The 14,868-nt window shown below is 34.2% G+C and carries 9 protein-coding genes; 8 read left to right on the top strand and 1 reads right to left on the bottom strand.

Features of this window, described 5'->3' with window-relative positions; all coding sequences use genetic code 11:
• Positions 1 to 251 precede the first annotated feature (251 nt).
• Positions 252 to 1,538, top strand: a complete 1,287-nt coding sequence (locus V6624_RS20195) for a Glu/Leu/Phe/Val family dehydrogenase (protein ID WP_204251696.1) — start codon at positions 252 to 254, stop codon at positions 1,536 to 1,538.
• 136 nt (positions 1,539 to 1,674) lie between these two features.
• Positions 1,675 to 2,898, top strand: a complete 1,224-nt coding sequence (locus V6624_RS20190; RefSeq protein ID WP_338839977.1) for a sterol desaturase family protein — start codon at positions 1,675 to 1,677, stop codon at positions 2,896 to 2,898.
• A 127-nt stretch (positions 2,899 to 3,025) separates the two neighbouring features.
• On the opposite strand, the gene V6624_RS20185 is transcribed toward V6624_RS20190, so the two are convergent.
• Positions 3,026 to 4,624, bottom strand: coding sequence for a DUF6377 domain-containing protein (locus tag V6624_RS20185; RefSeq protein ID WP_111289382.1), 1,599 nt, complete (start codon positions 4,622 to 4,624; stop codon positions 3,026 to 3,028).
• A gap of 473 nt (positions 4,625 to 5,097) precedes the next feature.
• Here V6624_RS20185 and V6624_RS20180 point away from each other — a divergent pair, with 473 nt between their 5' ends.
• The 6 genes from V6624_RS20180 (at position 5,098) to V6624_RS20155 (ending at position 14,861) form a co-directional block, all read left to right on the top strand.
• Positions 5,098 to 5,619 carry a DUF5004 domain-containing protein gene (locus V6624_RS20180; RefSeq protein WP_111289384.1) on the top strand — a complete coding sequence of 174 codons (522 nt, stop codon included), beginning with the start codon at positions 5,098 to 5,100 and terminating at the stop codon, positions 5,617 to 5,619.
• 8 nt (positions 5,620 to 5,627) lie between these two features.
• Positions 5,628 to 6,710, top strand: a complete 1,083-nt coding sequence (locus V6624_RS20175; RefSeq protein ID WP_111289386.1) for a hypothetical protein — start codon at positions 5,628 to 5,630, stop codon at positions 6,708 to 6,710.
• Positions 6,711 to 6,735: 25 nt separating this feature from the next.
• Complete coding sequence (locus tag V6624_RS20170; protein ID WP_239455718.1) at positions 6,736 to 9,750, top strand: SusC/RagA family TonB-linked outer membrane protein; 3,015 nt, start codon at positions 6,736 to 6,738, stop codon at positions 9,748 to 9,750.
• Positions 9,751 to 9,778: 28 nt separating this feature from the next.
• Positions 9,779 to 11,281, top strand: coding sequence for a RagB/SusD family nutrient uptake outer membrane protein (locus V6624_RS20165; RefSeq protein WP_111289390.1), 1,503 nt, complete (start codon positions 9,779 to 9,781; stop codon positions 11,279 to 11,281).
• A 291-nt stretch (positions 11,282 to 11,572) separates the two neighbouring features.
• The gene (locus tag V6624_RS20160) at positions 11,573 to 12,817 is read left to right on the top strand and encodes a glycoside hydrolase family 71/99-like protein (protein ID WP_111290118.1); all 1,245 of its coding nucleotides are present in this window, start codon (positions 11,573 to 11,575) and stop codon (positions 12,815 to 12,817) included.
• 25 nt (positions 12,818 to 12,842) lie between these two features.
• The gene (locus V6624_RS20155; protein WP_111289392.1) at positions 12,843 to 14,861 is read left to right on the top strand and encodes a glycoside hydrolase family 97 protein; all 2,019 of its coding nucleotides are present in this window, start codon (positions 12,843 to 12,845) and stop codon (positions 14,859 to 14,861) included.
• Positions 14,862 to 14,868 lie beyond the last annotated feature (7 nt).

Below are 14,868 nucleotides of genomic sequence, written 5' to 3'. Positions count from 1 at the left end.
GCGTTAATAGAGAAAGTACTTGTTAGTTATTTTTTTTTTAGCCTTTCATTGCACCATGAAAGGCTTTTTTTTGAATCGTTAAAAAATCTAGATATGAGAACCAATAGAAATATGAAAATTTTGATGCGACGCTGTTTAATAAAGATTCCGTGTTGTATCAGTTTTAAGAGATAAAAGCAAAGGACTTTTATCAAAAAAAAAGATTTTCAATAGATATAAAAAAGATAACCCAAACCTAAAAACTATATATTATGAGTTCAGAAATTATAAAACATAATCCGTTTCAATCTATGATTGATCGCTTTAATATCGCTGCAGATATTTTAAAATTAGATGATTCTCTTCGTCAAAAACTACAGCGCCCTGAAAAACAAATCACAGTAAATTTTTCTATTACTTTAGACAATGGAAACGTTCAAAACTTTGAAGGATACCGCGTAATTCACAATACGGCTTTAGGACCTTCAAAAGGCGGAATTCGTTATGATACCGCTGTAAATTTGGACGAAGTAAAAGCACTTGCCGCCTGGATGACCTGGAAATCTGCTGTAACTGGAATTCCCTTTGGTGGAGCAAAAGGCGGCATTATTTGCGATCCGAGAAACCATTCTAAAACTGAATTAGAAAAAATTACAAGAGCATACACAAAAGCTTTGGCTGATATTTTTGGACCAGAAAAAGATGTTCCAGCTCCAGATATGGGAACAGGTCCAGATGAAATGGGCTGGTTAATGGATGAATTTTCATTATTACACGGAAGACCAATTCATGCTGTAGTAACAGGAAAACATCTTCACTCGGGCGGATCTTTAGGTAGAGTAGAAGCAACAGGAAGAGGAGTAAGCATTATCAGTCTTTTGGCACTTGAAAAATTAAAAATTAGACCTGCAAGAGCTACGGCAGCAATTCAAGGTTTTGGAAATGTTGGATTGCATTCTGCTTTGTTCTTATATGAAAAAGGAGTAAAAATTGTTGCAGTAAGCGATGTTTCAGAAGCATTTTACAATCCGAACGGAATTAATATTCCAGAGTTGATTTTGTATTATAATTTGAATAACAAGACGATAAAAGGGTATCCAAATTCGGTTGCAATTAAACATGAAGATTTATTGCTTTTGGAAGTTGATGTTTTGATTCCGGCTGCAAAAGAAGATGTTATTACGCAGAAAAATGCTGGAGATATTCAAGCCAGAATTATCGTTGAGGGCGCAAATGGTCCAGTTGCTTCAGATGCAGATCAAATTTTACATGATAAAAATATATTAGTTGTTCCTGATATTTTAGCCAATGCGGGCGGTGTTACCGTTTCTTATTTCGAATGGCTTCAGAATTCGCTTTTAGAATCTTGGAGAATTCACCAGATCAATAAACGTCTGGAAGATATTTTAGAAAAAGGTTTTGATACTGTTTTTAGAGTTGCAGTAAAACACAATGTAACGCCTCGTATTGCTGCTTATATTATTGCTTTGAAAAAAGTAGCCGAAACACAATCGGTTAAAGAAGTGGCGCTGGAAGCTCCTCAATATAAACAGAATTAAAATCAGGTTTATTTTCGTAAAAGATCATTTTCGTTGATTACGTTTTTTGTCTCTCCTCAAAAAACGTAATTAATGGAAGTGTCTTTTTTCGTTTGAACTATTAAACAAATTTTTAGAATCGAAAAGTATCATACAAATGAAAAATATCAATTTTCTAGCATTTGCCATGCCTGCCTTTTTTCTTTTTTTATTTTTAGAATATAAGCTTGCTCAACGCAGAAAAAGGCCTGAAATTTTTAATTATGAAAGTTCTGTTTCCAATATCTCCATCGGAATTGCAGAGCGTTTGATTAACTTATTTGTCGCAGCGAGTTTTTACCAATTGTATTATTTGATTTATGACGATTATAGAATATTTGAGATTCCAAGTAATGCTTTAGTTTGGTTTGCATTGATTCTTGCAACCGATTTTGTCTGGTATTGGTATCACCGATTAGGTCACGAAGTTAATTTTTTCTGGGCAGCGCATATTGTGCATCATCATAGTGAAGAATTTAATTTCACGGCTGCAGCTAGAATTACTACTTTTCAGGCGATTATTCGAACAGGGTTTTGGTGTGTTTTGCCTTTAATTGGTTTTCATCCAACGATGGTTATTACGATGTTGATTGTTCATGGCGCTTATTCTTTTTTTACGCATACACAGCTTATTGGCAAAATAAAATGGCTAGAATATGTATTTGTAACGCCTTCTGTTCATGGTGTTCATCATGCTTCTGACGAAAAATATCTGGACAAAAATTATGGCGATATGTTTACGTTTTGGGATCGTCTTTTTGGAACTTTCCAAACCGAAGAAGAAAAACCAAAGTACGGTTTAACGCATCCGTTAAAAAGCTACAGTTTCTTATGGCAACATTTTCATTATTATTTCGAAATCTACGAATTATGGAAACGTTCCATCGGATTCAAAGCGAGATGGAAAGCTGTTTTTGGAAGTCCAGCGCACATGGATCAAGATATTCGTCCGATTCTTGAAAAGCGTTTTCTTCAGGACAAAAGTAATCCGCATCAACGACTTCGTTTTAGAAATTATCTTTATATACAATTGGGAATCTGTACTTTGATTCTAACTGTCTTCACTTATTATTTCGATTACTTACAAACCTACGACAAGATATTTGTGCTTTCGTTGGTGATTCTAACTTTAATCAATTGTGGAGCTTTATTAGAACAACGAAAATGGATGTATTATCTGGAATACACTCGTATTGCTATGATTTCAACTTACTTTTTGTATGAAGAAGATTTATTAGGGTTTTTCTTTGTTCCAATTGCGATTATGATTTTTATGGAGCAATTGTTTTCATTGAGTAAAATTTATCAGAATACCATTTTGCAGTTGGAGACGACTGAATAAAAGATAGATAGCCACGAATTCACGAATTTTTATTTAAAATGATACGTAAAATTTGTGCGCGATAATTACGCGAATAGATATTAAAAAAAATAATTCGTGAATTCGTGGCTAAAAAAAACTTAGAATCTTAGATCGTCTTAATCTCCATAATTTTCTGCTCAAAAGTATCTTTAAAGTCAGATTTGCTTTTAATTCTGGTTTTGTACGTATAAATTGTAGCTACAGAAAGTTCAAGGAATTCTGCCATTTGATTACTGTCTTGGATTCCCAATCTGTACAATGCAAAAATGCGTAATTCGGTATTTAAAAGCTCGCCTTTTTTCATAATGCATTTATGATCGTTTGGAAATAATTTATTGAAATCTGTTACAAAAGTTGGAAACAATTTCAAGAAGATTTCATCAAATTGATGGAATAGATTTTCTCGTTCTTCCTTTACGTTATAACGTTTCAAACTTGCAATAACTTCATCTGTTTTTTTGGTGATGATTTTATGCAATGTACTTTTCTGAATATGATCTATTTTATTAATGAAAGCCGAAGTTGCTTTAATAAAATAGGTGATGTATTCTTCTTTAATTGCATTGGCTTCGCTCAAACTCACATTCATTTCTTGCAATTGCAAATACGAATCGGCCATGATTTTTCTGGCTTTATTTTTCTCCTTTAATTGTTTGAAAATGATGCCGAGAAAAACAAAAATGATAACGGTTAGAATCGTCAAAAGAATAATAATCTTTTCGAGTTTATCATTTTTATCTTTTACATTATTCAGTTGCGCTTTTTCTATAATAGGAAGAATCGACGAAATCTCAATTTTTCGGTGTCTGGCATTATAAAAAGTCGCATCATCCATTGCAATGTTGATATACTCGTTGGCTTTATCCAAATAACCCATTTTAAAGAGTTCGTTGGCTAAATTTCGAAGCGCAACGGTTTCTTTTGTTGCATTTTTCACATCAGCAATTGCCGCAAGAGCTAGATATTGAATCGCTTTTTTGGTATAACCGCGTTCTGAATAAATATAACCAAGACTAGAAGTTGCAATTCCGTAATAATCAGGCGGAAGATTGTAATTGTTGATCCAATAACTAAAAGCAAATTCGGCACCGCGCCAGTCTTGTTGTTTTAAACGTTTTAAACTTTCTGCTGCCCAATATTCATTCGTATTGGTTCCAATTAATTCTAAAGCCTTTTTTAAAAAGTGATTTCCCTGCTGTACATAATGGATATTAAAACGCTGATCACGATTGTAATCGGCTAAATCATAGTAAGCGCGGGCTTTGATATTATAGTATTCAAATTTGTTTCTAAGATCCAGTTTTGTGTCATCAATAACATTTAAAGTGTCAATTGCTTCTTTAAAAAGTCCAGAAGACAATAAAACAAAACCTTCTTTAATTCGGCTTTTGGATAAGAATTTAGGATCTTTTAAAATCTTGGCTTTGATTTTAGATTGTTCCAAATAATAATAAGCAGAATCATATTTAAAAGATTTGTATTCGTCAAATAACGACATATAGCAATTGTACAACTCTTCATTGTTCTGGCTGAGTATAAACTTGGATACGTTTTTCTTTAAAGATTCAATTTTTCGATATTTCTGTTTCAGGTAAATATCTTTTTTCAAGAGAACCTGATCTAATTCTTCCAGATACGGATTTGTCTCTTTCGCAGTAAGAGAAAAACCTATGATGAAGAAAAGCAGCATCAATATTCTTCGCATGATTGGTTTTGGTTTAAGGTAAGGTTTTGATATAGTTAGTTAATTCGTTTTAAAATTAAGATAAGTTTGAGATTAATTAAAATCTAACCTTAGAGATTTTGTAAATAGTTTAATAACATCGCTTTAAAAGATGGTTTTTGAAGGGGAAATGAGCGGTAAATGTTAAAAACAGTCAATTTATTTGCAATTATACAATAAAAAGAGGTTATATATATGCATGCCGAAAAAAATATACCGAATTTTTTGCATATTGTCATTTTTACCATTAAAAAACTATCATTTTTGATCTAAACAACATCTTGATTTTTTAATTGTATAAATAAATATAAAATACTGATTGTTAGATATTTGTATTTTAAAAGTGTTGAATTTAATCTTGATTTTTCTCTGATATTTTTTTTAGGATTTATTTAACGTCTAGTTTCGCTGTATCCTTTTGAAGGGGATAACAAACTAACGAAAACCAAAAATTTATGAAATGTAAAAGTCTTTATTGGCTAGCTTTTATGATGTGTTTTTTTGCTATTGGATGCGACAACACAGATGACGGAAGCTACGTGGAACCGATTACCCTTTATGAAAAAGTAAATGGAAATTGGGGATTAACAAATCTGAAAATGGTTGATGAAGTTGCGAAAGCAAATAAGATCGAACCAAACGAAGAAAACTTGAGTACTTATTTTAACTACGAAGATTTCAAAATTAAATTTAACGTAGATGAAAAGAACAAACCAACAAGTTATGAAGTAACTGGAGATGTTCCTCCGTTATTTGCTCCTAAAGGATATTGGGCGCTTAGCTCAGATTTTCAGCCAACCAATGGCGTTGCAACAAAAATCTATTTGTATAGCGATGCGCAAAAAACGCAAAAAACAGATGAATTGAGATTGACTTCAGTTCCAGGTAAAACCAAAGAAATGCAGATTCAATTAGTGCATTCTTCTGGCGGAGTAGATTTTGTGTCTTATGTATTTAAATTAAATGCTATTAATTAAAAAGTAATATGAAAAAGTTTATATATACAATTTTACTTGCCTTGTTGATGGCTCCTAATTTTATTCAGGCGCAAGAAGCTGCAGGAGCCGTTGGGCCAATGTCATCATATCCTGTTGTTTACAAGTATGACGAACAAGTTACATGGTATTTTGATATGTCGGCATCTACATTTGCCGAAACAGAAGATTTATACATCTGGATTTGGTCTCCATCTGAACCAGATGCAGGAAACTGGGAAAACTCTTCTGACTTTGCGAAATTAAAATATGAAGGAAATAAAATCTGGAGTTTTACTTTAACTCCAACAGTTTATTTTTCTAAAACTCCAGATGAAATCGCTGCAAGTGCAGGATTCTGGTTTCGCTTAAAAAATAAAAATGGATCTAAACAAAGTGATGTGGCAAATATGCCTTATACTGATTTTTCATCTTTTTATACTTCAGATGAATTATTTAGACCATATCCTACAAAACCTTTAATTGATAAGCCTATAAGTATTTTGTTTAATGCAAATCTTAACCCCGCATTTGCTGGTACTCCAAGTGTACATATGCATGCTGGTTTAAATGACTGGGCTATTCAGCAAATGTATGAAGCTGCAAAACCAGAAATTGCCGAAAAAACAAAATTGAAAGACTTAGGGAATGGTTTTTATAGAATGGATTTTATTCCTAAGGAATACTTCAATGCCCCAGATGACTTTGTTATGGAAAAGATAAATTTTCTGATGGTAGCAGAGAATTGGACAGCAAATTCTGGTGATCAGGTTATTTACGCAGGAGAATTTATTCCGCCACCGCCGCCAAGTTTTGCTTTCTTTCCGGCGCAAATCAGTCAAAGAGATTTTCTTGGAATGTCTAGAAAAAACAACGAAGCAGGTGTAAACAAATTAATCTACACAATTACAGCGGGTACAAAAACAATTTCTGGTGAGTTTACTGGAGGAACTGCAGAAATTAAAGGTTTTGTCAACTTAGTTTCAGAACTTAAAGATTCTCCAGTTTTAAGCGAAATTCATGTTTTGGTTAAAGATAACAAAGACAAAACGATTTCGGATACAACGATTCCGCTTAAGACTTTAGACAAATAACTCACCAAATTAAACACCAATTCTAATGAATAGTAAAAATACAAAAAGCGTCCTGCATCAAATGTGGACTGCTAAATCGGCGGTATTGATGATATTTATGCTTTTTCTTTCTGCTAGTTTATTCGCGCAGACGAAAAAGATATCAGGAACCGTTTATGACAATACAGGTAATGTATTGCCGGGAGCTTCTATCATTGAAGTAGGAACTAAAAACGGAACTACAACAGATTTTGATGGTAAATTCAGTCTGCAGGTAGCCGTAGGAAGTGCAATTGAAGTTTCGTTTATCGGATCAACAACACAGAAAGTTCAGATTACTGCAAATACTTCTAATTATGACGTTCGTCTGCAAAATGATGGTTATGCATTGGCAGAAGTGCAAGTCGTTTCTGTAGGTTACGGAAAAGTGAAAAAATCAGATTTAACTGGAGCAATTTCTACAGTTGGAGCAGATGATTTAGTAAAAGGAACCATTTCGTCAACAGAACAAGTTTTACAAGGAAAAGTAGCGGGATTGAATATTATTCGTCCTTCTGGAGATCCAGCTGCGGGTTCTACAATTCGTCTTCGTGGAGGAACTTCATTAACAGCTAGTAACAGTCCGTTAATTGTTGTTGATGGAATTGCGGGTGTTGATATCAACGTGGTTCAGCCATCAGATATTAAATCGGTTGACGTTCTTAAAGATGCTTCTGCTACAGCAATTTATGGTTCTCGTGGAGCAAACGGGGTAATCATGATTACAACAAAATCTGGAACAAAAGGAGTTTCTGTTGTTTACAACGGACAAACAAGCGTTGGTTATGTGAATGATAATTTAGATCTTCTTTCAGCAAATCAATGGAGAGGTTATGTACGTCAGAACGGACTTGCAGATGCTGTAGATTATGGCGCAAATACAAATTGGCAAAAAGCAATTGAGCAGACAGCAATTTCGCAATCGCATACTTTAAGCATTAATTCTGGTAAAGCAGACAGCGGATTCAGAACTTCACTTTCTTATTTAAACAATGAAGGAGTTATCAAAAGATCTGGTTTAGAAAGATTAAGCGGAAACGTTAGTGCTTACCAATATCTTGGAGATAATAAAGACGTAAAATTTGATACGGGATTATTTGCTAACATTGACAAATGGCATCCAATTGATTATAGAATTTTTGAAAGAGCTTACAACTTAAATCCAACAATTCCGGTTTACGATTCAGAAGGAAATTTCACTTCAGTAGCAGGAAATATTTACCAAAATCCAGTTGAGATTTTAACAAACAGAACTTTCGATAATGAAAGACACAGACTTTTAGGTTATTTTAAAACAGATGTAAAATTCCTAAATGACTTTACTGCAACAGCAAATATTTCGTTAGAACATAATGCTGTAAAAGCAGGAACATACAAACCGTCTTATGCTGTTATGGAAGGGCAAACAGAAGGAGGTTTTGCACAAAGAACTTATGGAGAATATACAAATGCTCAAGGTGAACTTTATGTGAATTACAGTAAAACAATCGACAAGCATAACATTAGTGCTTTAGCTGGATATTCTTATCTTGAAAATATCTACCAAGGTTTTGGAGCACAAAGAGGTGGTTTCGTAACAGATGCTTTTGGTTATAATAATTTAGGAGCAGGTTACAACTATCGTTTAGGTGACGTTTACTCATACAAAGGGAAATCAAATTTAGTTTCTTTTTATGCTCGTGCTAACTACAGCTACGATGGTAAATATTTATTGACTGCGACTGTAAGACGTGACGGATCAAGCCGTTTTGGAGAAAACAATAAATGGGGAACTTTCCCATCTGCTTCTGCGGCTTGGAGAGTTTCTAATGAAGAATTTATGAGTTCTACAAAAGGTTGGTTAGACAACTTAAAAGTTAGAGTTGGTTACGGAGTTACAGGAAATCAAGACGGAATTGGTGAGTATAAATCGCTTTCTATCTTAGGAGTTGGAAATGACAGCTACTATGATCCTATTACTAAAACTTGGAGTTTGGCTTATTCTCCAAAACAAAACCCAAATCCTGATTTGAAATGGGAATCTACAGAGCAAATTAACGTTGGTTTCGATTTTGGTCTTTTCAACAGAATTACAGGATCTTTTGAATATTATTCTAAAAAAACAAAAGATTTATTATACACTTATGAAGTGCCTCAGCCTCCATATTTAGTGGGAACAATGTTGGCTAACGTTGGTGAAATGTCAAATAAAGGAGTTGAATTGACTTTGAATGCAGATATTATTAAAGGAGACAAATTCAACTGGAATGCTAATTTGACACTTGGACATAACGTTCAGAAAATTGAAAAACTTTCGAATCCAACTTATAAAACAGATGTGATCTACAGCGGATCTTTACACGGTTTAGCAGGTATGTCTGGACAATATTCTCAAATTATTGCTGAAGGATATCCTGTTGGAACTTTCTGGGGATTCAAAAATGCTGGTTTAGATGCTGATGGAAAAATCCAATATTATAATGCAGCAAATGAAGTGGTAGCAGAAAGTGCTTTGGTTGACGCAGATAAAAGAGATTTAGGAAATATTCAGCCTGATTTGACTTTAGGTATTGGAATGAATTTTACTTACGGAAATTTTGATCTTGGAGTTTCAGGATACGGAATGTTTGGACAAAAAGCTTTAAATGCTACAAACATGATGTTAAACGATCCAAACAGATTACCAGCTTTTAATGTGCCAGATTCTTTCTTAAGCAGTGGTATTACTTCTGCTCCTAAGTATTCTGATTACTGGATCGAAGATGCTTCTTTCTTCAGACTTCAAACATTATCTATTGGTTACACTTTGCCATTGAAATACAAAAAATCTAAAGTTAGAATGTTTGTAATGGGAGAAAACTTATTTGTAATTACAGGTTACAAAGGTGTAGATCCTGAGATTGGTTTAAATGCTCAAGACGGAATTAATCAAACTGGAGTAATGGATCAAACTGGATTGGCTGCTCCTGGAATTGATAGATACAACAATTATCCTCGACCAACTACAATTTCTGTTGGACTAAATTTTACGCTGAATAACTAAGCGAATTGATAACCATAAAATATTAAAAATGAAAATCAAAATAACAGCAGCGATACTTTTAAGCATGCTTTTTACGGTATCATGTACTGATTTGGACGAACAGTTGTATGATCAGGTAGAAGATGGAAATTTCGGAAATACAACTAAAGAAATTGATGCGCTGGTAGGTGGAGGTTATTCTTCATTAAGAGGATTCTCCGATGCAATTTCAAATAACTTTCCAACTTGTGAGTATGTTTTCTTTTTGAATGAAGTAGTTTCAGATGAAGCAACAATTCCAACAAGAGGAACAAACTGGTATGACGGCGGGCAATATCAAGATGCTCAAAAACACACTTGGAAAGCAGATAATAGAATGATTCTTTCAGCTTGGCGTTACAATTATACTGGAATAGCTAAGATCAACGCAATCATTTATCAAATCAACAAATCGTCTTTGACTGAAAAAGCAAAAGAACCAATTTTTGCAGAATTAAAAGCGCTTAGAGCATATTACTATTACAATCTTTTAGATTTATTTGGAAATGTGCCAATCGTAACCAATTTTGAAGACACAGATCTTCCAACAAATTCTACAAGAAAACAAGTTTATGATTTTGTTGAAAAAGAACTAACAGACGCTATTCCATATTTAAATCCAAATGTGGTGTATTCTAAATTAACTAGAAATGTTGCGTACGCGATTCTAGCAAGATTATATCTTAATTCAGAAGCATTTATTGGCGTAGCGCGTTGGCAGGATTGTATTGATACGTGTCAAAAAATTACGGGATACAGTTTAACTCCAGATTTCTTTGCCAATTTCGTAACAGAAAATCAAGGTTCTAGCGAAATCATTTTTGCAATTCCTTACGATTCAAAAGCAGGAACAGTTGGAAATTACATGAACTCAATGTCCTGCCACTACAATCAAAAATTAGCAATTTCTCCAGTAGGAAACTATCCATGGAGTGCTAACGGAATGTGTGCACAGCCAGGAGTATATTCATCTTTTGCAGATACAGACAAAAGAAAAAAATGTATGCTTGAAGGTGATCAGATCAATCTTGCAACGGGTTCTGTAATTATGATGGATAATGGAGAACCGTTAACTTATACAGAGAACCTGACAAGTTTAGAAGATGCAAAAGAGAATGAAGGTGTACGTTTAGCAAAATATGAAATGAAAGCTGGAGAACAATGGGAACGCGATCATGATTTCGTTTTAATTCGTTATTCAGAAATCTTAATGATGCAAGCAGAATGTTTCGTTCGTTTAGGTTCGCCAGATTTAGCAAAACCGTTTTTACAACAAGTAACTGCGCGCGCTGGAGAAGAAATGCCAACAACAATTGATCTTGCATTTATTGATCAAGAGTTACTGAAAGAATTCACATTCGAAGGAAGAAGAAGAACAGATAACATTCGTTTTGGAACATTCTTCGAGCCATGGTGGTCAAAAGGTACAACGGAAAAATACAGAGCAATTTTTCCAATCCCAAGTACAGTTTTAACTACAAATAAAAACCTGAAACAAAATCCTGGGTATTAGGTTAATTAATGTCAGTCTTCCATGTTGGTTAGTCGTGGAAGGCTGACATGTTTTTAATTTTTTAGTAACAGATTCTAAAGATTAGAAACTGAATTAGAGGATTAAAAAAAGATTTTGTTTCACGCAGATTCTGCAGATTAAAGCAGATTTGGTTTTAAATGTAAAAAAAAATAATCTGCGCATATCTGCTTAAATCTTTTTAAATCTGCGTGAAATAAATTAATCACAATAAAATCCTTTTTAATCTTTTAATCTGTGGCAAAATATAAAAATAACAAACAGTACATCAATATGAAGAGATATATCACATCGTTGGTTTTTGGTTTGATGAGCATTGTGATGGTTGCTGGTTGCAGCAGCGATGACAAAGGTTCGGATAAACCGGTAGAACCAGAAAAAACAGAACCTGTTGCGATTGAGAAAACCAACAGCACCAAAATTTATATGCATTACATGCCGTGGTTTGAAACTAACGAAAGCAGTGCAGATAAAAAATGGGGATATCACTGGACAATGGCAAACAAAAATCCGAATAACGTAGGAACAAACGGCCGAAGAGAAATAGCATCTTATTATTATCCGCTGATTGGACCTTATCATTCAGGCGATAAAAATGTGATCGAAAATCATTTATTGTTGATGAAATATTCAGGAATTGATGGAATTCTAATCGATTGGTACGGAACTTACGATGTAAACGATTATAGAATGGTCAAAGAAAATACAGATCAGTTAATTGAAATGCTGGACAAAGTAGGTTTAGAATATGCTATTGTTTATGAAGATCGATTTTTAACGAATGTTGTTAATGCAGGAAAAGCAATTTCGGTAACCGGCGCAGCAAAAACAGATTTGGCTTATGTAGAAAAGAATTATTTTTCTGATGCTAATTACATCAAAATTAATGGCAAACCGCTGTTAATGAATTTTGGACCAATCGTTTTGCAGACTTCCGCAGAATGGACAAATGTGTTTAATACTTTAACCACAAAACCAACTTTCCTGACACTTTGGGATCATTCTTCGATGGCAGGAGAAAATGCTTCTGGCGAATATGCTTGGGTATACAAAGACAATAGCTATCTGACTAATTTCTATACTAATACAAAACCAAAATTGGGCGTAGCTATGGGAAGCGCTTACCCTGGCTTTAAAGATTTTTATGCCGAAGGCGGAGGAGGTGCAGCTATTGGATGGACAATCGAACACAATAATGGAGCGACATTGGATGAAACTCTTGCTTTGGCTAAAAATGCAAATGTAAATTACTTGCAACTGATTACGTGGAATGATTTCGGAGAAGGAACGATGATTGAACCAACAGTTGAATTTGGTTATTCTTTTGTCGAAAAAATAAAAACTTTCGCTGGAGTAAAAAATACTGAAAGTGTATTTCCAGATATCAGCAAATTGTATGATTTACGCTTACAGAAAAAAGGAAATGTCGAGGCCCAGAAAAAACTCGATCAGGCGTTTAATTATTTTGTTTCAATGCAGCCTGCAAAAGCAAAACAAATACTGAGCGAAATTAAATAGAGCTGTAATTAATACAATTTAAATAATGAAAAACAGAAAATATAGATACTGTCTAATCGCTTTTGCATCGATGCTGATGATGGCTTGCAGTACTAAAACAACATATAAAATCAGTTCTCCAGAAAAAATCTCTGAATTAACTTTTGAATTAACACCTTCAGGACAGCCTCAATACAGTTTTTCTTCTAATGGAAAATCGGTTATAGAACCTTCTCTTATGGGATTTGAATTTCAAGGTTTAGCTAAAATGACAGATGGATTTGAAGTCGTTTCGACCGAAGAAAAATCGGCAGATGAAACTTGGGAACAGCCTTGGGGCGAATTCAAAAAAGTAAGAGATCATCATAACGAACTGATTGTTCACTTAAAAGAAGCAAAAGGAGAGGAGCGTTTGGTTGATATTATTTTTAGAGTTTTTGATGATGGAGTAGGATTTCGTTATGAATTCCCGAAACAGCCTCATTTAGGAAAAGTCAAAATTTCTAATGAAATAACGCAATTTACTTTTAAAGACAATAACGAAGTTTGGTGGATTCCAGTACATCGTGAAAATAGTTATTACGAAAGTGAATATCGCAAAACATTAATGAGTAAAACCGACACAATTAATACGCCTGCGACTTTTGAAACTAAGGACAAATTGCACGTAGCGATTCACGAAGCCAACTTAACAGATTTTGCTTCAATGACGCTTTTGAAAACGACAGACAAACAATATAAAAGTGATTTAGTGCCTTGGGCTGATGGTGTAAAAGTATATGCTGAGACGCCTTTTAAAACACCTTGGAGAACTATTGTGGTTGGGAAGAATCCTGGACAAGTAGCAACTTCGACCATTATGCTGAATCTTAATGAGCCTTCAAAAATTGAAGATTTATCTTGGATCACGCCTTCAAAATATATCGGAATTTGGTGGGGAATGCATTTAGAAAAATACACTTGGGGACAAGGACCAAAACATGGCGCGACAACCAAAAACACAAAAGAATATATTGATTTTGCTGCAAAAAATGGTTTTGACGGAGTTTTGGTAGAAGGATGGAACGAAGGCTGGGATGGCGACTGGACTGCTGATGGTTCTGCATTTAGTTTTGTAAAAGCATATCCAGATTTTAATTTAGAAGAAATCACCAAATATGCAGCGATGAAAAATGTTCGTTTAATAGGACATCATGAAACGGCTGGAGCTACTAAAAACTATGAAAACCAATTGGAAGATGCTTTTAAACTGTACCAAAAAATGGGAGTAAACTCAGTAAAAACGGGTTACGTAAACAAATATTTGGATAAAAAAGAATGGCATGATAGCCAATACGGTGCACGTCATTACAGAAAAGTAATCGAAACGGCGGCTAAATATCACATTATGATTGACAACCACGAACCAATGAAAGGAACTGGTTTACAGCGTACTTATCCAAATTTTATGTCGCAAGAAGGCGGACGCGGACAAGAGTACAATGCATGGTCTGTAGATGGAGGAAATACGCCAGAGCATTTAACAACTTTGCCTTTTACAAGAATGCTTTCTGGACCGTTTGATTACACGCCTGGGAATTTCAATTTTGATTACAAAACACCTTCTGGTGCAAAAGTGCAGACAACTTTAGCAAATCAGTTAGCATTGTATGTGATTATTTTCAGTCCGTTGCAAATGGCTTCAGATTTACCTGAAAATTACGAAGGAAAACCAGAATTTCAATTCGTAAAAGATGTTCCTTGCACTTGGTCTGACACTAAAGTTTTAGATTCTAAAATTGGAGAATACACTACAATTGCCCGTAAAGATTGGGAGGAGAAAAATTGGTATTTAGGTTCGATCACAAATAGAAATGCAAGAGACTTAAAAGTAGCGCTTTCATTTTTAGATAAGAACAAAGAATACGAAGCAGAAATTTATGCAGATGGAGAAGGAGCAAATTATAAAACAAATCCATATCCAGTTACAATCTCTAAACAAAAAGTAAACAGTAAAACTGTTTTAAATATCAAATTGGCAGCTGGCGGAGGAACAGCAGTAAAATTCTCTCCAATCGAAAAATAAATTAGTT

It is taken from the genome of Flavobacterium ginsenosidimutans, from assembly GCF_037478105.1.
Taxonomy (GTDB): domain Bacteria; phylum Bacteroidota; class Bacteroidia; order Flavobacteriales; family Flavobacteriaceae; genus Flavobacterium; species Flavobacterium ginsenosidimutans.
This window is presented reverse-complemented; position numbering and strand designations above follow the sequence as displayed.